At 39.6% G+C, this 21,553-nt stretch carries 26 protein-coding genes; 5 read left to right on the forward strand and 21 right to left on the reverse strand.

What is annotated here, in order from left to right:
• Position 1: 1 nt before the first annotated feature.
• The 5 genes from N0M92_RS07485 to N0M92_RS07505 form a co-directional block, all read right to left on the reverse strand.
• Positions 2–508, reverse strand: a complete 507-nt coding sequence (locus N0M92_RS07485; protein ID WP_076370178.1) for an RrF2 family transcriptional regulator — start codon at positions 506–508, stop codon at positions 2–4.
• A gap of 172 nt (positions 509–680) precedes the next feature.
• On the reverse strand, positions 681–995 hold the full coding sequence (locus tag N0M92_RS07490) for a thioredoxin family protein (RefSeq protein WP_192206743.1): 315 nt from the start codon (positions 993–995) through the stop codon (positions 681–683).
• A gap of 142 nt (positions 996–1,137) precedes the next feature.
• Positions 1,138–2,043, reverse strand: coding sequence for an alpha/beta fold hydrolase (locus N0M92_RS07495; RefSeq protein WP_260285171.1), 906 nt, complete (start codon positions 2,041–2,043; stop codon positions 1,138–1,140).
• Positions 2,044–2,077: 34 nt separating this feature from the next.
• Positions 2,078–3,553, reverse strand: coding sequence for a sodium:solute symporter family protein (locus N0M92_RS07500; protein ID WP_260285172.1), 1,476 nt, complete (start codon positions 3,551–3,553; stop codon positions 2,078–2,080).
• Positions 3,550–3,750, reverse strand: a complete 201-nt coding sequence (locus tag N0M92_RS07505; protein ID WP_260285173.1) for a DUF3311 domain-containing protein — start codon at positions 3,748–3,750, stop codon at positions 3,550–3,552. The genes N0M92_RS07500 and N0M92_RS07505 overlap by 4 nt, the downstream gene beginning before the upstream one ends.
• 1,154 nt (positions 3,751–4,904) lie before the next feature.
• On the opposite strand from N0M92_RS07505, the gene N0M92_RS07510 reads away from it, so the two are divergent.
• Complete coding sequence (locus tag N0M92_RS07510) at positions 4,905–5,471, forward strand: recombinase family protein (RefSeq protein WP_260285174.1); 567 nt, start codon at positions 4,905–4,907, stop codon at positions 5,469–5,471.
• A 479-nt stretch (positions 5,472–5,950) separates the two neighbouring features.
• Complete coding sequence (locus N0M92_RS07515) at positions 5,951–6,301, forward strand: hypothetical protein (protein ID WP_260285175.1); 351 nt, start codon at positions 5,951–5,953, stop codon at positions 6,299–6,301.
• Here the strand turns inward: N0M92_RS07515 and N0M92_RS07520 are convergent.
• On the reverse strand, positions 6,298–6,747 hold the full coding sequence (locus tag N0M92_RS07520) for a hypothetical protein (protein ID WP_260285176.1): 450 nt from the start codon (positions 6,745–6,747) through the stop codon (positions 6,298–6,300). The genes N0M92_RS07515 and N0M92_RS07520 overlap by 4 nt on opposite strands.
• A gap of 239 nt (positions 6,748–6,986) precedes the next feature.
• On the opposite strand from N0M92_RS07520, the gene N0M92_RS07525 reads away from it, so the two are divergent.
• Positions 6,987–7,187, forward strand: coding sequence for a nucleic acid-binding protein (locus N0M92_RS07525; RefSeq protein ID WP_260285177.1), 201 nt, complete (start codon positions 6,987–6,989; stop codon positions 7,185–7,187).
• 216 nt (positions 7,188–7,403) lie between these two features.
• Here the strand turns inward: N0M92_RS07525 and N0M92_RS07530 are convergent, their stop codons facing one another.
• The 4 genes from N0M92_RS07530 to N0M92_RS07545 all read right to left on the reverse strand — a co-directional run bounded on the left by N0M92_RS07530 (position 7,404) and on the right by N0M92_RS07545 (position 10,429).
• Positions 7,404–8,090 (reverse strand): VOC family protein, encoded by a 687-nt coding sequence (locus N0M92_RS07530; RefSeq protein WP_260285178.1) that lies wholly within the window; start codon positions 8,088–8,090, stop codon positions 7,404–7,406.
• 190 nt (positions 8,091–8,280) lie between these two features.
• A complete protein-coding gene (locus N0M92_RS07535; RefSeq protein WP_260285179.1) occupies positions 8,281–8,928 on the reverse strand; it encodes a pentapeptide repeat-containing protein in 648 nt (215 codons plus the stop codon).
• A gap of 494 nt (positions 8,929–9,422) precedes the next feature.
• Complete coding sequence (locus tag N0M92_RS07540) at positions 9,423–9,902, reverse strand: YjdJ family protein (RefSeq protein WP_260285180.1); 480 nt, start codon at positions 9,900–9,902, stop codon at positions 9,423–9,425.
• Between the two features lie 125 nt (positions 9,903–10,027).
• A complete protein-coding gene (locus N0M92_RS07545; protein WP_260285181.1) occupies positions 10,028–10,429 on the reverse strand; it encodes a hypothetical protein in 402 nt (133 codons plus the stop codon).
• A 167-nt stretch (positions 10,430–10,596) separates the two neighbouring features.
• Between N0M92_RS07545 and N0M92_RS07550 the strand changes: the two genes are divergently transcribed.
• A complete protein-coding gene (locus tag N0M92_RS07550) occupies positions 10,597–11,016 on the forward strand; it encodes a MarR family winged helix-turn-helix transcriptional regulator (protein WP_260285271.1) in 420 nt (139 codons plus the stop codon).
• Positions 11,017–11,028: 12 nt separating this feature from the next.
• On the forward strand, positions 11,029–12,228 hold the full coding sequence (locus N0M92_RS07555) for an MFS transporter (RefSeq protein WP_260285182.1): 1,200 nt from the start codon (positions 11,029–11,031) through the stop codon (positions 12,226–12,228).
• A gap of 74 nt (positions 12,229–12,302) precedes the next feature.
• On the opposite strand, the gene N0M92_RS07560 is transcribed toward N0M92_RS07555, so the two are convergent.
• The 11 genes from N0M92_RS07560 to N0M92_RS07610 form a co-directional block, all read right to left on the reverse strand.
• Positions 12,303–13,502, reverse strand: a complete 1,200-nt coding sequence (locus tag N0M92_RS07560; protein ID WP_260285184.1) for a hypothetical protein — start codon at positions 13,500–13,502, stop codon at positions 12,303–12,305.
• Positions 13,503–13,529: 27 nt separating this feature from the next.
• Entirely contained in the window at positions 13,530–14,360 is an 831-nt protein-coding gene (locus N0M92_RS07565; RefSeq protein ID WP_260285185.1) for a hypothetical protein, read from the reverse strand.
• Positions 14,357–15,043, reverse strand: coding sequence for an ABC transporter ATP-binding protein (locus N0M92_RS07570; RefSeq protein ID WP_260285186.1), 687 nt, complete (start codon positions 15,041–15,043; stop codon positions 14,357–14,359). Before N0M92_RS07570 ends, N0M92_RS07565 begins: the two co-directional genes overlap by 4 nt.
• Positions 15,040–15,420: a GntR family transcriptional regulator gene (locus N0M92_RS07575; RefSeq protein WP_192206758.1), complete on the reverse strand. Its 381-nt coding sequence runs from the start codon at positions 15,418–15,420 to the stop codon at positions 15,040–15,042. The genes N0M92_RS07570 and N0M92_RS07575 overlap by 4 nt, the downstream gene beginning before the upstream one ends.
• Before the next feature lie 192 nt (positions 15,421–15,612).
• Positions 15,613–16,368, reverse strand: a complete 756-nt coding sequence (locus N0M92_RS07580) for an AAA family ATPase (RefSeq protein WP_260285187.1) — start codon at positions 16,366–16,368, stop codon at positions 15,613–15,615.
• Between the two features lie 97 nt (positions 16,369–16,465).
• Entirely contained in the window at positions 16,466–17,050 is a 585-nt protein-coding gene (locus N0M92_RS07585; protein ID WP_260285188.1) for a YdbC family protein, read from the reverse strand.
• A complete protein-coding gene (locus tag N0M92_RS07590; protein WP_260285189.1) occupies positions 17,031–17,582 on the reverse strand; it encodes a GrpB family protein in 552 nt (183 codons plus the stop codon). Before N0M92_RS07590 ends, N0M92_RS07585 begins: the two co-directional genes overlap by 20 nt.
• Complete coding sequence (locus N0M92_RS07595) at positions 17,554–18,135, reverse strand: GrpB family protein (RefSeq protein WP_260285191.1); 582 nt, start codon at positions 18,133–18,135, stop codon at positions 17,554–17,556. The genes N0M92_RS07590 and N0M92_RS07595 overlap by 29 nt, the downstream gene beginning before the upstream one ends.
• A gap of 36 nt (positions 18,136–18,171) precedes the next feature.
• The gene (locus N0M92_RS07600) at positions 18,172–18,672 is read right to left on the reverse strand and encodes a hypothetical protein (protein WP_260285192.1); all 501 of its coding nucleotides are present in this window, start codon (positions 18,670–18,672) and stop codon (positions 18,172–18,174) included.
• 858 nt (positions 18,673–19,530) lie between these two features.
• Complete coding sequence (locus tag N0M92_RS07605) at positions 19,531–20,133, reverse strand: DedA family protein (protein ID WP_260285193.1); 603 nt, start codon at positions 20,131–20,133, stop codon at positions 19,531–19,533.
• Between the two features lie 108 nt (positions 20,134–20,241).
• Positions 20,242–21,408, reverse strand: coding sequence for an MGDG synthase family glycosyltransferase (locus tag N0M92_RS07610; protein WP_260285194.1), 1,167 nt, complete (start codon positions 21,406–21,408; stop codon positions 20,242–20,244).
• Between the last annotated feature and the right edge of the window lie 145 nt (positions 21,409–21,553).

The following is a 21,553-nucleotide window of genomic DNA, read 5'->3' on the forward strand; positions in this document are numbered from 1 at the left end:
TTCACTTCTTTTCACCTTTCTTTTCACGCAGTACATCACTCAATGACGTTGAATTCCAATTAAGAGTCGGTATGTCCGTGGTGCCAAAGCTTTCTTTCAGCAAATCTGCCACTGTTTGGCTGGAAAAGAACTCTATCAAAAGTTGATCCGCCCGGGAAAACATCCGACGAAGGACATCCATCCCCTTCTCTGCATACTCTCCATCTTTAAACGCTTTTTCTATAAGTCCCGTATCCGGAAACATCGAAATCGGGCCTTCCATCGCCTCAATAATTTCAAGGTTTTTAATCTTATCTACACTTTTGGCAAGAGTAAGGCCGCCATTATTACCAGGAACGGAAGTGATTATCTGCTTAACGACCAGTTTCCTTATGATTTTTTTCAAATAAGAAGGAGACACCTCCAATCGCCTGCTGATCTCATTAGACGAAAGCGGTACATTTTTATCCTGGGTGGAGAGGATAACAATGATGCATATAGCTTGCTCGACCCCTTTTGTTAATTGCAAATCAGTTCACCTCTTTCAGCATTTATGTGGATGTTCGATATCCATAATGGATATTCGGTATCTATAATTAAAACCCGTTTCATCTAAGAAATCAAGTTAATTTTAGAAAAAATTTCTAAAAAAAGGTGAACCCCTTATGACAGCATGATAAGGGGTTCACCTTTCAAGGCTTTTATAGGTCATTTAGAAATTCATTGACCGCTTCTGGAGTTTTAGCATTTGCACTGTGCAGATGTGCAACCTTTTCCCCATTCTTAAATACTAATAGTGATGGAATTCCCATTACCGTTTGCTCTTCAGAAATCTCGGGGAACTCGTCACGATCGATTGTAAACCACTGTTTATCTTGATGTTCTTGTGTGATTTCATCGATGAACATGTCTAAACGTTTGCAGTCTGGACACCATGTTGTCGTAAAAACCCCGACCGTCAGTCCCTCTTGATTGATTTGTTCACGGTATTCTTGTTCAGTATTGATATTTTTCATGATCTTCTCCTCCGGGCTTTCTTATCATCATACATTAATCCATGAATTAATGTACCCAAGGATTAATATATAATTAATTCCTTTACAGCACAAACGGTTTATCCTGGATCCATCCAACTCTTGCCCGGTTCATGTACCTTTTCTATGCTTTGGGCAAAGCCGCATTTTCCTGGAGTCCCAATCTCTCGTTTATGAAAGAGGAAATCCTTGAAATGAACTCCTTATTTTCATCAATGAAGAGATAATGACAGCTTTTTTCAAAAATGATCAATTCACTGTCAGGAATCTTTTCGGCGATGAGAATGGATGCCTCAACAGGAGTGATCCAATCATGACGGCCGCCTGCCACTAATGTTGGACACGGTATTTGATCCAGCTGGTCCACTAAATCAAATGTTTTCAAAAACTTGGCCCCTTCATTAGCCGCTTCCCAATTAAAATTCGATTTCTTCTTTCTCATCATCTCTTTTTCCGCTTCAGTTCTTACTTTTCCCCTTGATGAGTAAAAATAGAGCGGTTCCATGACTATACTGAATTCAGCCATAAGCTGTTTTTCCATAGCCCCCTCAAATAGAAGTTTTGCCATCCTTTTTTGATCATCCGTCCCGGTTTCCTCTATTTTCACCAGCGCCTCTTCTCCAAAGATGTGGCTTGGTGAAGTTGCGATCAGAAGAAGGGCAGCCACACTGTCCGGATACCGAATGGCGTACTTTTGTGCAACCATCCCCCCGTAAGAATGGCCCAATGCAATAACCTTTCCCAACCCTAAATAGTTCCGGATCGCCTCTAGATCCTCCACGTTATTCTCCAGGTTATATGTCGATTTCGGACCGCGTTCAGAACGGCCGCAACCGCGCTGATCAATGTAAACCAACTGCATCGATGCCGAAAGCGGCGTCAGGAATGGTTTAAATCCAATATGCTCGCCCCCAGGTCCTCCATGAATGACGAAACAGACTGGCTTCTTTCTCCATGAATTCCCTTCAGGCACCAATTCCGCCCCTTCCACATCGAAATATATCCTTGTTCCGTTAACTTTAGCAAACATCATGGCCCTCCTCTTTTACAACATCTTTTTACTATCAAGCAGCTTCCCATTCACCTTTATTATCCTTGGAAAATTTCCTTGTAATAAGACTGATGCCAATCATTACAATCACATTTATGAGGAGAGCGACAAGACCAATGTTCAAATCTTTAATGGCTTGCGGCAATGCCGGGAAAAGTGTCCCAATTGTAGCGCTTGTTATGGTTGTATACCCAACAGTGGCTAAACCGGCAATGATGCCTGCTGACGCACCCTCTTTCGTCACGAAGTTACTTTGCAGGAGACTGGCGATGAAAGATGGGAATAATTGAGTCACCATGCTGTATCCCATCAATAAAAGGGCCACGATCGTATTTCCTCCAGTCAAAGTAAAATACACGGCAATGAGAGCAAGAACAGGTACAAGCAACTTGGCAATCGTCGTGATTTGTTTATCCGAGGCGGAAGGAGAAAAATGCTGATACACGTTTTTGGAGAGCAAAGTCGCTGAACTCATTAAAATCATCGAGCCAGGAACAAGGGCGGTCAATAGGCCTGCTGCCCCGATAACCCCCACAAACCAAGGATCGAAGGTATTGATCGAAAGCTTCAATAACGCAAGATCCATATCCGACCCTTGCAACCCAGGAACTTTAATGATGGCGGCATAGCCGACAAAGATCGCACCGACGGATAATGCTCCGTAAAGCGGAAGGATGAATGCATTTTTACGGAATGTCTTGGCACTTTTAGCTGTATATGCAGAACCGAATGTTTGCGGCCACATATAGAAACCTAACGTCGTCAAGATGATCGTGGATATAAACCATGAAGCACTCATCCCCATATCGGGCAGTGTCAGGAAATCAGGCTTGACGGCATCGACTGCTTCGAACATCGGCTGGATTCCGCCAAAATAATGAAGCGGAATGTAAATCCCTAAAAATAACGCGACCAAGGCGATCATGATGTCTTTGAGAACAGCTGTCCAAACCGATCCATGGATACCCGAAATCATCACATAAGCCGTAACTGAAACAGCTCCGATCCAAACGGCAACCGTCGGGGAAATCGAGCCATATGAAGTAGTCGAAACGATGATGCCCAGACCCTTTAATTGCAGAACCAAAAACGGTACCAGGGCCAAAACACCAACGATTGAAACAAGTACCCCCAATAACGGGCTTTTGTACTTTTTAACATAAAAGTCTGCTTGTGAAATGAGCTTGTGTTTATTTCCGTAGCTCCAAATGGCAGGATAAATCCAATAAGAAAACAGGTAGCCCAATGCTGCGAACGCCGTTCCGTACAATGCCGGACCGCCTATACCATATGCCCATCCGCTGGAGCCCAGGAAAGTGGAGGTAGAATAGATTTCTCCCGCCAGTAAAATCATGATGATGAAAGGGCCGAATCCGCGTCCGCCGACTGTCCATTGTTCAAGGTCCATGTCCTTGCCTTTTCTTGCCCTAATCCCTAAATAGAGTGACAGCAACAGGAAACTGAAAATAATGATGATCGCTATATTCATTTCTCTTCCCTCTCTTTATTCTTGGGATCTAGCATATAAATGATAAAAACGACTAAAGCGGTAAAGATCAGCCACGAAAAGTTCCAGAAAAAGAATAGCGGCATGCCAAGAATGTACGGCTCGATACGATTAGCCCAAAAAGGTCCGCCAAGTATGGCGATTACAGGAATTAAAGAAAGAAAATAAATTGGTTTCATGAGATTCTCCTTGTCTAATGATATGAACTGAATGTGGTGACACGAACATTGATAACTTTGATTCATCACCTGCACAGCAATCGTGATGAAGTGCGGAGCCGCCGCAGTTTCATAGTCCCCCTTTCTGCCGTCGTCAATATGTGATATTACTTTTAATCTAGCAATCCGCATGCCAATGTTGGAATTTTCAGAAATAACAGGAGTGTATGGGGAATATATCAAGGAAATTAGTTGCACAAAACTTATGATTGAGGATAAATCAACGTGCTGTTGATGGGGGTATCCTTTTTAATGAGTAAAAAATTTTTTACAAGTAAAATTTTTTTTCATCCCTTAAAGGGAATTAGAGTCTCTACCATTTTTTATTTATAATCGTTCCAGGTGATTTCAGAAATCGCTTCCTTTCCGCCGACTGTCTGGAGTGGAAATCAACGACCCAGTCATTATCATCGTCGGAATGAGACCATCCTGAGCTCCCTTTTTAGAAAAAAGGGGTTCAATCTAAAGTTTTAAACAAAGTTGATTGGAGCGGGTGTGCGAGACTCCTGCGGGAAATGCGAGTCAATGGGAGACCCCACAGGAGCAAAGCGCCGAGGAGGCTCCCGGACCGCCCGCGGAAAGCGAATGCCTGGAGTGGAAATCAACGACCCAGTCATTATCATCGTCGGAATGAGACCATCCTGCTCCCTTTTTAGACAAAAGGGGTTCAATCTAAAGTTTTAAACAAAGTGGATTGGAGCGGGTGTGCGAGACTCCTGCGGGAAATGCGAGTCAATGGGCACAGGCGCAAAGCGCCGAGGAGGCTCCCGGACCGCCCGCGGAAAGCGAGTGCCTGGAGTGGAAATCAACGACCCAGTCATAATCATCGTCGGAATGAGACCATCCTGAGCCCCCTTTTTAGACAAAAGGGGTTCAATCTAAAGTTTAAACAAGGTTGATTGGAGCGGGTGAGCGAGACTCCTGCGAGAAATGCGAGTCAATGGGAGACCCCACAGGCGCAAAGCGCCGAGGAGGCTCCCGGACCGCCCGTGGAAAGCGAATGCCTGGAGTGGAAATCATGTAGTACCACAAGGCCTCGTTTAAAAATCATGGTTTGCAATTTTTCGACCGTCCGGCCTCATATATAACTTTTAGATAAAAAGGGGTACGAGAAAATGTTAGTTGGATATGCAAGGGTATCGACAGTTGGACAGTCGCTTGAAAACCAAGTTGAACAATTAAAAGAATATGGTTGCGAAAAAATATATATGGAAAAAGAAAGTGGAAAGAAAACAGATCGGCAGGAATTAGAAAATGCAAGAAGAGCTTTAAGAAAAGGTGATAAATTAGTTATTACTAAAATCGACCGCCTAGCTCGTTCTGTTAGGGATCTACATAAAATTGCTATTGAATTGGAAACTGAAGAAATTGGCCTGGTATTTTTAAAGGAGCAAATAGATTTTAGTACCGCAGCTGGGAAGCTCATGTTTACCATGTTAGGGGCGATTGGAGAATTTGAAAGGGATTTAATTGTAAGCCGCACTTCTGAAGGCAGAGAGCGGGCAAAGAAGCAAGGGAAACACCTGGGAAGGAAAGGCCAGGACGAAAAGGAAGTAAAAAAAGCCTTGCAGCTTTATGAGACTAGAGAATCAAACGGAATGAGCGTTTCAGATATTTCAAAATTAACTGGTGTTCCCCGTTCTACGATTTATGCAAAAGCAAAGGAAATAAAAAATAAATAAGAGTCTGGATGTCTACAAATAATAAAGATGATTAAAAACCCGAACTAATTCAAACCCTGGCTTCAACGTCTATTTGGACACTAAAACAAGCTAAAAAATACAAAGCTATACTCGACGGAAAGTCTGCTGAATAAGCAGGCTTTTTTTATTACACCATGGTTATTTTCTAAGCGATTTTATTTTTAATGGGGTCCCACCAACAAAACGCGGAAAACATACGCTAAGAGAAATTTCTGGATAATAAATCCGATTTTTCCTATGCTAAGGAGTAACATCAGGAAAATACGGATTTACAATGGTAGTGGAAATCCAAATATAAAACAGCCTAATTTCTCGCTTTTAGCACCGAGAAAAGGCCGCAGCTTAAAATACTCTTTTTTTATTGTCTACTTGACAGGGTTATGTGCACGTAGTAGCCTCTTTTTTTAAAATACAGTACAATAGTGGAGCAAAACTGAAACAAACCAGGAGGAACATTAATGTCCAACACAACAACAGAACCATGGAGACAACTAGTAGAAGTATTAAGAACTTATGAAAATGAAACATTACAATTCCAAATAGAATCAAAAGATAAATCCCTATACATGCTGCAAACAATCCCAAGTATGTGTCTCGGAGAAAATGAAGAATTCGAAGAAATAAGTCATCTCATCGCTATATCAAGTGACGATATTAAATTTGCTCAAGTAAATATAACACTACAGAAAAAAGATATACTTAACGTTGAAAGTATCTATACTCCAGATGAAGTTGAATGGAGAAAAGATGGTTTCAAAATAGAATACAAAAACGATGTCACATTTACTTTCAATGTATTATTAGACTAAAAAATATTATCTTGAAGAGCACCCTGATTATCACTTCCATGGGCTTTATAAAAACGATAAAGACCATCGAAATACTGCTTGTCCTGGCTGCCTGCCATGATTGCCGTTATCATCATCCCATAACCGTGTGCTTCAGAGACGGTCACTGCATTCTTGGGCTCTGCATATCCTTTATCATTGTAAAAAATATAATATTGATCACTTTCAGCAGCTGGCTGCTTAAGATATTCATTTTTCCAGGCTTTATAAAAATTCGCTACGCCAGCATCCAACTCCTCCTGTGAAACATTGTCAGGCTTTATCGTACCCGCTTGATAGACTGTATGCTGAGGAAATGCTTTTTTGCCGACATGCTCTTTCTGTTTGGTTTGAGGTACCCATGCTATCGAGGCAATGACCCCGAGAACGATCACGCCCAATGCTATCAATAAACTTCTTTTTTTCATGGCTGGCTCCTTGAGTTATCCTGCAGTATTCACTGCTATTGTATGTTCGGCTAGGAACATTTCATCGTATTGTTACATTCTTTTAGACTGCTAAACTTGCTGTATCTATTCTTCCTGTTAGCAGCAGGACTTTCCTTATGTAATGGCAATATATCATAAGTGATTTTGGATAATTATGTTATGATAAAGTTCGAATTCTGAGTGTTTCTATTTAAGTATTTAAAAAAAGGAGTGTATTAATGAAAAGAGTCTGCAATCAGTGCCAAACTGAAATGATAAATGAATGCAAAGTAAATGTTCAAGGCGGAATGAATGGGATAAAGATTAGTCAAAAGAAAGGGATTTTCAGCAGTGTTTCTGCAAACCCTAAAGCATCTGTATGCCCAAATTGCGGTTATGTTGCTTTCTATATTGATGAGTTTAGAGAATTCACTAAGTGAAAATACAAATATATACAGCTAACTGACGTTTGTGAGGATAGTAAGTTAGCAAGTATATATTTATGTAAGGAAAAAATATCAGATTATGCTTTATCATGGCCTTATATAAAGAAAGCTGGTAATAATAGTAACAAGTTTATACTTGAATTGAGTAATAAGATTAAATGGTGGTTTGGAGATACATCTATGGGCCGAATGAAGTGTATGACTAAAATATCATTCCACTTTTTTCAATTCCATAACTCCTTTGCCATCCATTGAAATATCCAGTTGCTGATTTATGACTATCGAAAGCGGAAAGATTTCCGACTCTTTATTCGAAAAAATCCACCGCCGTTTCCTTGGACCTAAAAGTAAAAACGAACCTGCTTCATGTTCCCCCATGAAATTCAATCCATCTTCACATATTTCTTCACCATTCCTTACAGGTACACCATTACTGATCAACTGATTTCCAAAAGCCCTTACTTCGTCTGTCGTAATGTTTATTTCACTGATGCACAGGACGTTTTGAGTTAAAAAATACTTAGCCTCGGATTTGGGTGATACGGAATATCTCGATATGAACTCGACAATGTTGCCTGAAGGGTCTGTAAAATAAAAAGCATGTGCATCAGAATAGCTGAAATAAACTTCATCATAATCATCTTCTCTAGTCAATTCCACTTTTGATTTCGCCCATGCTTTTGCCGAAGTGAATAAATTGGTTGGAATGTTCAGGGCAAAATGATAAAAAGGCTTTTCTTTGTGATGATATCTTTTAATCTCAAGCACACTTTCCCCTGCCTTCATTTCAAAAACATCATCAGTTTGCGATAATAACTCAAATCCTAACACATCAACATAAAAATTCCGCATTTCTTCCCATGCATGACTATACAAAGTGACCTTATTGATAATCAACGTTCAATCCCCCTTTCCACCTAACAAATATTGTAAAGGAATCCTGCATTTGTGCAAACATTCCGTACTTTTCCAAATCATATATTCATATACACGCTTCCCATATTTACTATGCCAACTCAAAAAGGACCACCAAATTCGGTGGTCACTCATGTCAGCTCCATTGAGTCATTTTTTCATCTTAAAAGGTTCACTCTTTAATTTTCAAGCCCAGCATGGCTGCAAATACGATCGCTTGGTCCGGGGAAACTTCGCATCCCTTTAAATCTTCCATGGAAACGGTAAGCCTTTGAAATGTAGAACTGCTAATATCAATTCCTTTGAGCGGTGTCCGGGAAAAGTTCACTTCATTTAATCTACATGTTTCGAACTTCACTTTGATGAATTTACACTCATAAAAATCAGCACTTTCCAATGAGCAATGATCGAACTTCACTTGCTTTAAACTGGAATAACCAAAAGCACTTAAATTCAAGTTGCAATTCTCAAAGCAGACATTCCCTAAACTCGCGTCAGACAGGTTAATGCCTAATAGTTTGGACTCTTTGAATTCCACCCGATGAATCGAGCCGCCCATGAAATCGGCATTCGTCAAATCGCAATGATCGAAAATGACATCCGTCAGCTCGATATTCCTGAATGATACATCGCTGAATGTCACATTTTTAAAAACGACCTGTGATAATACGATATTGTCCATCTTTTCTCTATCGATCGTACAATTGGATATAATACATGAATCCAGATAAGGCTCCTCTTGATAATATATTTCCTGAAAGTTAGTTTGAGTTAAGTCTTGAGGGATCTTTGGCTGTTCAATTTTGATTTTGCCTGACATCTTATCACCTTTTCACTTTATTTCTTCAATCACTGGATAACTTTTTTCCAACTGCCTCACACTTCTTTACCGGAAACGGTATGATTTATATTTTAAAGGTCTGAACCGATATGGGTCCACCGCTGGTAATATACTAACCGTAAGCTATATCTCAGTGAAGTTCAATCTAAGAATTTCGCAAAAATGACTATTATTTTTCGTTATTTTATGTCATCTTCCATCAACATTTTGCAAAAAAAAAGCTGTTTTCGCATACTTTGTTACTATTTACCAAGTAGTGCGGTGTGGTTGATTTCCCCTCCAGATGCTCGCTTTCCGCGGGGCGGGCGGTGAGCCTCCTCGGCGTAAACGCCTGTGGGGTCTCACCTATCCCGCTGCTCCCGCAGGAGTCTCGCACATCCGCTCCAATCAACCTTAAATAGTTTCGTTTTAAAAACAACAATCTTTACGAAAAAAGCCAAAAAAAAAGCTGCCTCATTGGCAGCTTTTTAACTTTAAACTTCAGTATGTAATCCTGTTGGCATCAGGAAATAATATAGCGCTGCACCTATTACGGCTATCATTCCGCCTATCAGAAAAAATGCTGCAAAGATATTTCCTCCAACAGTCGGGGAATTGGATACAAAACCAGTTGAGAGCAGAAAAAGGACACCCAATCCCAACAGGAAAAGAGCCATTTTTTTAATACTTCTTTTAAATAAGATATATCCCGTAAGTATGATTAAGTACGATGCGGCAAGGACCATAAGAAATGGAAATAGCGGTTTGAATTTAGCGGCATACACGAAATGATCTAAATTCGAAATATCCTTTGCCTCCATCGCCTGAACATCATTTACTTGTGTGAAATGCGTGGAATACTTCCATTCCCAAGGCTTATCCATAATTTCGCTGCCTTCATACCAAGTACAGAACGTAAAAACCATGAAGAAAAATGCAGCGATAATCATTTGCAACAAAGTGTTAAAAGTCAATATCATCTCCTCCAGCTGCCATTATACCAATAAATGGTTTGTTTTTAAATATGCCGGTAAAAGCAATAGGTAAACAAACACTTTTTCCTGAATAATATAATCTACCCTCTTTTACTCAAGTCCACTTATTTTAAGATTTCGTCATAAAGCTCTCCGCCACCATTTATTTTGATAATTTTCAGGCGGTTGGTATTTTTGACGAAAACGGTTTTATATTGTTTTTCACCGTTCAGCTCAATAAGGAAGACTCGTTTATCATCGTTATCCGTTTCCTTATTGAAGGTATAGTCTTCGTTGCCGATTTGCTCGATGATTTTGTCATATTCAGGCAAAGAAGACCACTTCTCATGTTTAGGATTTGCTTGAGTTTCTGTTTGCGATGGTTGTTTTTGTTGTTCATTTTCAGTATTGGTTTGATTTTCATCTGATGTTTGTACAGATTTCCCCTTGTTTTCATCCGCTTTGTCATTATTGCAAGCAGTTAGCATGGCTGCGGCGGCAAGCAACGCGATCATAGATTTATACATGTTTACATCATCTCCTATTCCTATATTCCCATTCCATTTAACTAAAAACCAAATTTAACTAATCAATTCAAATCCGAGTGGACAGAAAGGATTTATTTTGCTATTATAGTTACCTAGGGTAACAATTACTAAAGCTAACTATATATTATGTATAAGGGGTGTTTCTGATAGAGACTTACCAAAAATTCTTTCAGCAACTTTTGCTGCTGTACCGTCCGTTTGAAAATAATCTTAATATCCAGCTGAACAAGCATGATTTACACAGGGCGCAATGGTCCATTTTACATTTCTTATTCAATTATGATTCGGCAACGCTAGTAGAGCTTGCCAATTATCAAAGTGTGGAAAAACCCACGATTACGAGGACCATTACCCGTTTGGAAGAGCTGGGATATGTCGAGCATGTGCCCAGCAAAGATAAACGCGAGAAAAGAATGCGGCTTACGGAGCTTGGCTCAAAGATCTACAGTGAAGTCCGCGTAACAATCGACCGATACGAACAAGATATCTTAAAAGGAATCAGTGAAGAGGAACAACTCGCAGCCATACGCATCATGGGCGAAATAAGAAATAACATTATAAAGTAAGGAGATAATAACATGGATCAATCCAGAGCCAGACTGTGGACGAAGGACTTTGTCATCGTTTCGTCCATCAATTTTTTCATAACGTTAATCTTTTATTTATTGATGGTGACACTTGCCATCTATGCCGTAAATGAATTGGATGCTTCTACAAGCCAAGCCGGACTCATATCGGGTATTTTTATTATCGGGACGTTAATCGGACGTTTGTTCATCGGCCGTTTCATTGATTCAATCGGCCGCAAGAAAACATTATTCATCGGTTTGATCTTTTTCACTTTGACAACCCTTCTATATTTTGTGGACCTTGGAATTGGCTTCCTGCTTGTTAACCGCCTGATCCATGGGATGGCGATGGGGATGGCCAGTACTGCGACGGGAACGATCGTCGCGCAGATCATCCCGGCAACTCGAAAGGGAGAAGGCATCGGCTATTACAGCATGAGCGCGACACTTGCGACGGCAATCGGTCCTTTCATCGGTCTGTATATGGCTCAACATACAAGCTTCCAAGTGATTTTCAGTTTCTGCCTGGCTTTAGGGGTGATTTCTTTAATTACTGCATTCTTCCTATATGTCCCGGCATTGAAAGTGGCGGCAAAAGTTACGGAAAGCAAAGGATTCAAGCTTTCCAATTTCATTGAACCTAAGGCACTGCCCATTTCAATCATTACTTTGTTATTGGCATTCTGTTATTCCAGCGTCCTTTCTTTCATCAGCTTCTATGCCATCGAAATCAATCTGGTCAATACAGCAAGCTTCTTCTTTGTCGTTTACGCAGTAGCTGTATTGTTATCGCGTCCTTTCTCAGGACCGTTAATGGACCGGAAAGGATCGAACTTCATTATGTATCCGGCGTTCATGCTTTTCGGGATCGGCTTGCTGCTTTTAAGTATCACAACCAATAGTTTCACTTTACTTGCAGCTGGTTTCCTCATCGGCCTTGGATTCGGTAATATGCAATCAAGCTCGCAGGCGATTGCCGTTAAACTTACACCGCCTCACCGAATGGGGATGGCAACGTCCACCTTCTTTATCATGCTAGATGCAGGACTTGGATTCGGCCCTTATATTCTTGGATTCATCATTCCAGTAACGGGTTATAGCACACTTTATGTCATCCTGGGCGTTGTGGTCATCGCAACCTCCGTCCTTTACTACTTCTTGCACGGCAAGAAGGAACGTGCAGCTAGAGCGAATCTGGCTTCCATTTAAATGATATCAAAAAAAGGGATATCCCATTGGGGATATCCCTTTTTCATTTAAGGCTTTTGATAAATGGCAGGGCCTTATTTTATTTCCAATTCATCAATATAAAGTCCAAAACTTTTGCTGTTCTTTTTATTTATGACTGTTTCACCTTTATATAAAGTCTTTCCAGTCTTTAAATCCGTTATCAGAAGTTTGGCAGGCTTGTTTGATTCGCCTTCTTGATTCATTTCGTTTAACAGGAAGTACACACGCCCGTTTTTAAAGGCAGCGGTATATTGTTCTTCCTCATTAGCAGCTATATCCAGCTCCGTATCATTCGTTAACGTTTGACTGCTAAGGTCAAATGTTTTAATACGATATTTTCCTGATTTCATTTCAACTGCATATAGGTTTTTCCCGTCTGCATATCCTGATCTTGCCATGTCCAGGCTAAGCGGTCCTTTTTTAACCGTTTCTAATTTTTCCGTTTCATAATTATAAGATATCAGCTTGCTTTCTTTTAATTTTTCCTCAAAGGGACCCTCCTCATGATTTACTCCTTTAATTAACGAAATTAATACCATGCTGTTTGGCTGGGAAGGAGAAACATCAATCGGCATTTCAAAATCAACTTGATTAGGGTAAGTAAAGGTCTCAGATAAAAGTGTTTTATCGCTCAAGACTTTTTTATTAGCTAAATCGATCGTATACAGATGAACTTCTTTCGTTTGCTTCTCATTGTTTGAATTCACATCGATCATCGTTAGCACCTGTAGTTTTGAATGGACCAACTGCACATCCCTGACATCAATATTCATGATTCTCTCTTGATGGGGAAGTTCAATTTGGAAAGAAGTTTCTCCTTCGTCTTTCTTCTCCAGTAAACCGATATCAAACTCCGCTTCCATTTTGCCGTTATTCGTAAATTCGCTATTCACCCAAGCGTAAGCCAGAAAATCATCGTCTTCATATAAAGAACTAATGGAATCCTTGCCACGCATAAACGAACGATGTTCTTTAATTAATCTTTCAATTTGATGATCATATCTGTCAGACCATAATGGCCTATCGCTGCCATATGTGGTTCGATTGGATTCAATCGTCAATGGTTCATAAAAATCACCATTTTCAAGTGTTGCTTGTACGATGACCGGATCAAGCTCTTTATCGCTGCCTTCAATCGTCTTGAACGTATACCTTGGAAGGCTGGAAGCAGAGGAAGCTACTTTGACATAATAGGTCCCGATGCTTAAGAGGACAACCAAGCTAATAATGATGCTGCATAAATAACGTTTCACCTTGTTCACTCTCCTTTTTGATTGTTTTTATACGGTAACGCGTTTTTTCAATAACCATGAACCAAGCCAAACTGATAATCCTGTCACGATGACTCCCAATGTGAGCAGAAGACCGAATAATTCATTCGAGTAAAAATGGAAAACTCCACTATCCATTATGAAAACAGGAGCTAAAAACAGCGCGGCAGCAACTCCGCCATACACCAACCCCAATATGATTCCTTTAATGCGGAAACTCCGTTCAAACATGATTGCTGTGAATACGACCGACATGACCATAAGGCCAATCCCATAGGATAGCAGGAATTCTGTGAAGTTGTTCGGAATGATCATTGCCAAAATCGGACTGGCTTTAGTTATGGTAGGAATTGACATTTCATTCAAGAACGCTTCCGGTATTTTTGAATTAAATAGCGCATTTTCCATTGGTAGAATGATGATCTGGAAAGCAACCATTCCTAACACCATCAAGAAGATGGCCGTGGCTTTGGAAAGGTAGATCGATAATCTGGATGCCGGTAACATCAACAGGCGATAAATGAATGTATTTTTTCCAACCCAATCACGGTACCAAATAAGGAAAATGTAAAAAATGAGGGCAACGGCACACAGTGCAATCGGTCCTGCAAAAAAGAGGGTATGGACGATATGGGTAAAATCAATGGCTCCATAATTGGCAACATAAGCGGCTTCCGATAGTTTTTCATTTGATATGATCTCCTTGGCATCATTAAGAAGACTCTTCGTTACGATCAGCACTCCTGCAAATTGCGAAACCAAGGTTATCAACAATAAGCTAAGATAGATTTTACTAAAACGGTTGATTTCAAAGTTCACTAGCTTTATATAACGCATCATGCTTGATACACCTCTCTCATTACATCGACTACCGATTTCCCTTCTTCTTCACGCATTTCTTCTGTATTGAACTCTTTAAGCACCGTACCGTTATCCAATAAAATGACCTTGTCGATCAAATGTTCAATATCACCGATTTCATGGGTCGTGATGATGACGCCCCTATCTTCAATAAGGTGGCTCGCAAAGACATCAGCGATTTGCTCGCGGCTGAATATATCGATTCCCGAAAATGGTTCGTCCATCAGCACATAATCCACGTCAAGGGACAGTCCCAGCATCAAGTTAAGCTTAGCCGTATTGCCTTTGGACAATTCCGAAATGCGGCTTTCCTCTTTCAGCTTGAAGAATTCAAGCAATTGAAGGGCCCTTTCCTGATTCCATGAATGATAGAAATCCTCCATGAAAACCATTGCCTGTTTAACCGTCATTTGCGGAAGCATCGTCGGTGCGTCCGGAATGAAGGTGATTTTTTCATAACTATCCTTAGTCATCTTTTGATCATCGATCAGGATTTCCCCTTTATATGGCGTCAAGCCCATGATCGCTTTGAGTGTAGTCGTTTTACCGACACCATTTATCCCGATCAGGCAAGTGACTTCGCCTTTATTCGCGGTGAAGGACACACCGTCCAATATTTTTTTGCGGCCATAATTTTTGGAAACTCGTTTTACCTCGATCATTTTCCTTCCTCCTCCCTTATTTCTTCCGAATATTTTTCTTTAACGACACGAAGCAACTCATCGACTGGTACATTAATCGGACGAATCGCGTCGACAAACGTATCGACGGCTGCCAAAATCAATTCCTGCCTCACAGCCTGTAAAATTGTTTCATTCGTCGTGATTTGACTGGGAAAATTTCGTTCAGTATGAATCAAACCCTGTTCCTCCATTTCTTTATACGCTTTTTGAGCGGTATTAGGATTTATGTTCAGTGTAGCCGCCAGTTCTCTTCGGGAGGGAATTTCCTGTCCGGCCACGAATTTGCCTATGGCTATTTGTTCTTTAAAATGCCTAACGACTTGCAGATATACCGGTTCCCGGGTATTTACGTTCATTAAAACCACCCCCTATTTATTTAAAAAAAGTCTGATATGCATAAAGTCTTGCGTGTATGTACTAAGTGGTTCATACACCTTATAGATGTACTATACCTGTAATACACTTGAACTGTCAATAATGAATTTCAACAAAATGAAAAGCCCGAATGCGCAGTGCAATCGGGCCTTTTTAAAGGAGATGCTAAAAACTCATTCGAATAGATGATGCAGCAGCCGATCTTTATCTTCAAAAAACTGTTTCATTAGCAAGTAGTGATTGGACTCCTCTAACGTAACCTCATTCATTCCCTCATCTGTAATTTGGAGGATTTTAGCATCCGGGTAGGCCATGATAATCGGGGAATGGGTGGAAATTATGAATTGGGAACCTTGTTGAACAAGCTCATTTATCCTGGCCAGCATCGATATTTGTCTCAATGGCGATAAAGCAGCTTCAGGCTCATCGAGGATATACAATCCATTGCCTTGAAATCGTTCTACAAAAGCTGAAAAAAACGATTCCCCATGAGACTGCTGGTGAAGTGATTTTCCACCGAAGGAATCGATGATTTTCGACCCGAACGATGCCTCCCTATCCAATTCCTCAATATTCGTAGCTAAATTATAAAAGGTTTCCGCCCTAAAGAAAAAATGATCCTTCGGTTTGTACACGCCTTTTTTCAAACGGAGGTACTCGTCCAAATTGGAATGTGAATCATAATTGGAAAAATTGAAATTCAACGTTCCACCTTCCGGATTGAAGCCATACGCAATTGCAATGCCTTCAAGCAAGGTGGACTTCCCCATTCCATTTTCCCCGATAACATAGGTAACACTGGGATGAAAAGCCACTTCTTGAAGGTGCCTGATAACCGGCAGGTCAAGGGGAAAATGGTTATACGAAGATATTCGGTCTCTATTCAGGTAGATACCCCTGATGTACTGTGAATCATAATCTAGTTTCATTTGTAATCACCTTCTGTAGAATATATTGGGAGCGCTGAAATGTCCATCATTCTTACATTCCACTGCAAACCAAGATGCCATTGATCAATGTTAAATTCTAAATGACCGCCCACTTTGGATGCAATTCAATCACTCCCGCTTCCCTTATCAAGGCAGCCAATCCCTTATCCACATACCGTTGATGTGAATATTCATTGTCCCATAATGAGGCGGCCAGGTATCTCCTGGATTGTCCTTTTCCGATTGCACCAGACAGCATGCCCGGTGTCATCCCTTTGTTCCATATGTTCCTTTGCACCTGCTCAAATCCGGCCTTTTTATCATTTTCAACAGAACAGTCAGCCACCCGAAGTAATTTCCCCTTGCAAAAAAACGCTGTCATGTCTGTTGTTCCTATATTGAATATTTTCTCATAGATATCGACAGAAATATTTGTATATGTACCTCCTTGGTCACTCTTCCCGAATATTTCATCATGCTGATTCTGCATGAAACTTTGATAGGATTGAAGATCTTTCCAAATGGACAGAATGCCTGCTTCATAGAGTTCATTTCTATTCCACCCTCCGATTTGTCCCATGAAACCAGAACAATGGCACAATTCCCCCCATCTCTCTTGTGCTTTTGAGAATGAACGCTTGTTTTCCTCATTCACTTGGCATTTAATCCACTTCATTAACATGATGATTCCCCTTCTCATTCAAGGATGCTGCCCAATGTTTCGCCCTTTCATCACTCTTTTTTATGAAATCATTTTTCCCATTTACATACCCTTTGATATCATCTGGGAATTCCGCTGCCAAGCGCTGCTTCAGCCTGCTATACCTTTGTGCTTCCTCAGGGTGTGCCAGCAAATAATCCCGAAAAGCGAGGTGTCTGGCTATTTCTTCATGTCCTTTTTGAAACATGTGAATATGGTGCGACCTTTCATCCCCGCCTTTAAGAAAAAACCTTCGTCCAGCGATTCCATTCTCACCCCTAGCATCATAACCTATCTCTTCCATCTCTTTATCAAAATCAGCGACACATTCCACATCTTTAACCACTGCCAAAATATCTATTACTGGCTTGGCATGGATTGCAGGTATGGCCGTACTGCCAATATGGTATAACTTTATCAACTCAGGCCCGAAAATACCCTGTAATTTTTCGCATTCATCATGAAATAGCTTGGACCACTCTTCCTTAAATGGTACGACTTCGACCTTTCTCATGAAAGCCTCCTTTTAGACGTTCCTGGCAGTTATAATTTATGTCGTTTTCTTCATTTCCTGATTCTATGACACTTAATATAAATGGCTCTTTTGCTTTCGTGTACCCCACTATATCAGCAGGATGCTTTTGAGCTAAGGATAATTTTAATTCCTGATATTGTCTTCGTATGTCAGGATGGCTTCTTAGATAGTCCCTGAATGAAAGTTGATTCTTCCACTGTTCACTTCCGTATTTATAGATATGCAAATGGTGTGTTCCCGCTCTCCATTGACCTTTTCTAAAAAAACGCCTTTCGGGAAACTCTTTATGCAGGACAAATTCATACCCAATCGATTTCAAGGGTTCAATGAACATGTCAGCTTCAGCTAAATGATGGACGCCAACCATGATGTCCAAAATCGGTTTTGCTCCCAATCCTTTGACGGACGTACTTCCAATATGCTCAACACAAAGGGAATCGTTCTTTAATACCTCCATTATCCTCGCTTTTTCCTGTTGAAATTCACTAACCCAATCAGGATTATACTCCTCGATCTTCACTGTTTTTTCCATATAAACACTCAACTTTTCATGAAATGGTATTGTCAGTCATTTTTCATCACGTGACCATTTGACGAAAGGATCTTGCGTGCTCGGCTCATAGTAAGTTCCGACATACACTTTTTCTTTTCCCGTTATTTTATTCGTCCGGATGACTGTATACCTTCCTTTATCATAATTTTTGGTAAGATAATATTTCCGGTATGAAAACCCTTTTTCCGGACCGGTTAACTTTTCTTTAGTTTTATACCCTTGGGGCTTATTCAAGCTCTCTTTCACTACACTTTTTATATTCAGCGGCGTGCCCTCAAGCTTAACATCACTTCGGAAATTGCCGTTCCTGTTCTCGGTTTTCCCTGACGGCACGGATGCGATTTCGATCGTATCTTGGATTTGTTCCGAGAATGTTTTTGTGACACTGTATGAATAAAGGATATTCATGGAACTTATATTATCTTTCATTTTGCCAGCAAATTCAGGCAGGGCAAAATTCAACAAAAAGGTGATCGATATACATACGATTAATAAGGTAAGCGAAATTTTCTTCATATTTCCTCTTTCTCAACTATGTATTCTTGTAATTCAACTTGTTCATTTTCCTTTGGAATAATCACAAATTTAGCGATTAATAGAATGGCAAGAAAACTGAAACAGCAAAAACTAGTATTATCACTTGTAATAAATGAAGCCGTTATAATACGGGATGCCAATAATGAATTCAAAATATAAGAAAACTAATTATTGCTTCAATCACTTTTTTATCCCCCCTTTAAATAGCTCTAACACTAATAGATATAAGCTTTAGGACGGTTAATTACTATCCGTGGCGAAAGTGATACAACCTTTTGAAGTTCATAATCAGTTGGTTTTCTTATTTCCATGAATGAAAGCATCCTTTCTAAGGGCTAGTACATGTTAGTTAAGTAGTTCTATTGCCATTTGAATATTTGTTCTAATACATTTTCTATACTATTTATAAGTATTCTATTGCTTCTATATTCCTTCCCTTATTCAAATTCACAAAAAAGAACCTTAATATTATGAGGAAACCTAACAACGACCGTTAACCCCATCCATTTCAAATGGCGTTTTCTTAAATGTGGCTTTCTTGATTTTTCACGTTCACCACTATCGTTCACATCATATACGGATTACGGATGATAAAGTTTCAAAATAAAGGAAGAAATACCAATCTACTCCCCCATAAATTAATTAAAAAGACCACCAAATGGTGGTCTTTTTAATTAATTCATATTATAAAACCCAACTGCTTCCATTGAATGTCCCCTTGGAAAGCCATTACCGTCAATATCGATGATTCGTTGTGAAGTTTTCACGTTTATCGGTTCCCGTTGTTATAAAGGCTTTTGTAAGGTTCATTACAACCCTTCCTTAAATCCCTAAACTTCATAAAACTTTGTTTTTCTTTCTTTTCATGTAACCGCGAATGATCATTCCGGCAATAATGAGAACCGCCACCACTGCGATTGGCTGGATATAGGGCTTGGCCATCTCATTAATCTGTCCCCAATTGCTTCCTAACTTCATCCCGAGGAATACAAAAAGCACAGACCATGGAAGTACGGCAAGTAGCGTATAATTCGTGAATTTTATTAAAGACATTTTAGAAATCCCTGCTGGTATCGAAATAGCATGTCTGACAACCGGAATGAACCTAGCCGTAAAAATGACGCTTGGACCATAGTTAGTAAACCAAGATTCCGCTAATTCAATATGTTTTTTGTGAATGAATATATACTTTCCATATCGTTCTAAAAATGGTCTTCCCCCATAATATCCGATTAAATAAACAAATATTTGGGCGATGGTTCCTCCAATCGTTCCAGCAATAACCGCCCCAACAAAACTGATGCTACCTTGGGAAACTAAAAAGCCACCATAGGATAATACAATCTCACTTGGAATAATTTCAATCATAAGACCAAGGGTAATTCCAAGGTACCCATATTCCATGAGTGTAAGTAAAATAGTTTGGATAAAGTCGTTCATAATTCAACTTCTCTCTTTCATTTTCGCTTTTTTCAAAACGAATCACAAATGTTGTTATTAATTCCCCTTGTTAATGGGACACTGGCGACAAGGTTAATGGAATGACCCTTAGCTATAAATAACTTTTGACTGATTTGTGAGATAGGATGGCTTATTGACTTGTTTAAGATTAAGAATCAATTTCATAATGCCCACCATTTCCTCAGGGTTTTCCAATTCCATTTCCTTTTGATAAGTTTCGATTGATTTATCCCACTGATCCATTTTTTTATGGTCCTTTAATATATTAAGCATTTGTTTTTCAAATGAGAATTTGCGATTGATTTCAAATACAAGTTTATTGTCTTTTAAATACTGTAGATTAATTTCCTCCTGACCCGGCAGCATCGAATGGACAAAAATCGGAAGTCTTTTTCGAAGTGCTTCACTAATTGTAACACCACCTGGTTTCGTAACGATTACATCCACTTCTTCATAAAGGTCGTTCATTTCCGATCTTGATGAAATATAAGGTAATGGTTTAATATGAGCTAAATCCCATGTTTTGATCTCATCAAATAGTTTTTTGTTGTTGCCACAAAGTACAAAGTAATCAAAATTGGTTGATTTCTTTAACTCACCAGCTAAATTCAATATCCCGCCAAGGCCACTATTTCCTCCTGAGATTAAAACTTTGGGCCGATCGGTGTTTTTTAAACCACCAGCCTTTTTAGTGATTTCCTCATGCACAGGGATACCTGTCACCATCATACTATGTTTCGGTATTTGATTCTTGCTTAATAGTTTTTCTTTCAATTTTTGACTTGGAATAAAGTGAAAATCAATCCCCTTGCTTCCCCAGACATTATTAATAAAGAAATCTGTATATACGTTGATAATTGGGACATTGCATTTCCCTTTTAATTTTAACTGGCTTAATAGTTGGGAAGGAAATCCGTGTGTACACACAATTAAGTCTGGATTTTCCTCATCTATCAATTGTTCCATTTTCTTCAAGAATATAAGTTGACTCCATTTAAATGGACGTTCCTTTTTCGAGTTAACGTAAAAAAGGTTTTTGTAGGCGAGATTATAAGTTTCAGGTGCATAACGGATCCATTTTAAATATCCGGCCGTTATCATTTTTTCTAAAGAATTATTCGTATAACTTAACAAATCCACTTTTTTCAAAATGACTCCGTTTGTATGTTTTTTTAACAAATCCATTAAGGCCTCTGCTACTTGATGATGTCCCGACTGCATGCGGAAGAGAGGTAAAAACAAAACCTTCTTCATATATGTCATCCCCTATAGAAATCATTCTTTTAATCGATGGATACGTACTAAGAAAAAAGCCCATTTGTATGTTCAAGATCTTTTTCCCCTTACAATATATCACTGTTTTTGTAAAAACCTTTCTTTTTAATCAATTTTTAATGAT

It is taken from the genome of Peribacillus aracenensis (assembly GCF_025175645.1).
Taxonomy (GTDB): Bacteria; Bacillota; Bacilli; order Bacillales; family DSM-1321; genus Peribacillus; species Peribacillus aracenensis.

Bases quoted from the DNA above. Each gene is read 5' to 3' on its own strand.
- N0M92_RS07490 (WP_192206743.1), bottom strand. From the start codon at position 995: ATGAAAAATATCAATACTGAACAAGAATACCGTGAACAAATCAATCAA.
- N0M92_RS07495 (WP_260285171.1), bottom strand. From the start codon at position 2,043: ATGTTTGCTAAAGTTAACGGAACAAGGATATATTTCGATGTGGAAGGG.
- N0M92_RS07500 (WP_260285172.1), bottom strand. From the start codon at position 3,553: ATGAATATAGCGATCATCATTATTTTCAGTTTCCTGTTGCTGTCACTC.
- N0M92_RS07505 (WP_260285173.1), bottom strand. From the start codon at position 3,750: ATGAAACCAATTTATTTTCTTTCTTTAATTCCTGTAATCGCCATACTT.
- N0M92_RS07510 (WP_260285174.1), top strand. From the start codon at position 4,905: ATGTTAGTTGGATATGCAAGGGTATCGACAGTTGGACAGTCGCTTGAA.
- N0M92_RS07515 (WP_260285175.1), top strand. From the start codon at position 5,951: ATGTCCAACACAACAACAGAACCATGGAGACAACTAGTAGAAGTATTA.
- N0M92_RS07520 (WP_260285176.1), bottom strand. From the start codon at position 6,747: ATGAAAAAAAGAAGTTTATTGATAGCATTGGGCGTGATCGTTCTCGGG.
- N0M92_RS07525 (WP_260285177.1), top strand. From the start codon at position 6,987: ATGAAAAGAGTCTGCAATCAGTGCCAAACTGAAATGATAAATGAATGC.
- N0M92_RS07535 (WP_260285179.1), bottom strand. From the start codon at position 8,928: ATGTCAGGCAAAATCAAAATTGAACAGCCAAAGATCCCTCAAGACTTA.
- N0M92_RS07545 (WP_260285181.1), bottom strand. From the start codon at position 10,429: ATGTATAAATCTATGATCGCGTTGCTTGCCGCCGCAGCCATGCTAACT.
- N0M92_RS07555 (WP_260285182.1), top strand. From the start codon at position 11,029: ATGGATCAATCCAGAGCCAGACTGTGGACGAAGGACTTTGTCATCGTT.
- N0M92_RS07565 (WP_260285185.1), bottom strand. From the start codon at position 14,360: ATGATGCGTTATATAAAGCTAGTGAACTTTGAAATCAACCGTTTTAGT.
- N0M92_RS07570 (WP_260285186.1), bottom strand. From the start codon at position 15,043: ATGATCGAGGTAAAACGAGTTTCCAAAAATTATGGCCGCAAAAAAATA.
- N0M92_RS07575 (WP_192206758.1), bottom strand. From the start codon at position 15,420: ATGAACGTAAATACCCGGGAACCGGTATATCTGCAAGTCGTTAGGCAT.
- N0M92_RS07580 (WP_260285187.1), bottom strand. From the start codon at position 16,368: ATGAAACTAGATTATGATTCACAGTACATCAGGGGTATCTACCTGAAT.
- N0M92_RS07585 (WP_260285188.1), bottom strand. From the start codon at position 17,050: ATGTTAATGAAGTGGATTAAATGCCAAGTGAATGAGGAAAACAAGCGT.
- N0M92_RS07590 (WP_260285189.1), bottom strand. From the start codon at position 17,582: ATGAGAAAGGTCGAAGTCGTACCATTTAAGGAAGAGTGGTCCAAGCTA.
- N0M92_RS07595 (WP_260285191.1), bottom strand. From the start codon at position 18,135: ATGGAAAAAACAGTGAAGATCGAGGAGTATAATCCTGATTGGGTTAGT.
- N0M92_RS07600 (WP_260285192.1), bottom strand. From the start codon at position 18,672: ATGAAGAAAATTTCGCTTACCTTATTAATCGTATGTATATCGATCACC.
- N0M92_RS07605 (WP_260285193.1), bottom strand. From the start codon at position 20,133: ATGAACGACTTTATCCAAACTATTTTACTTACACTCATGGAATATGGG.
- N0M92_RS07610 (WP_260285194.1), bottom strand. From the start codon at position 21,408: ATGAAGAAGGTTTTGTTTTTACCTCTCTTCCGCATGCAGTCGGGACAT.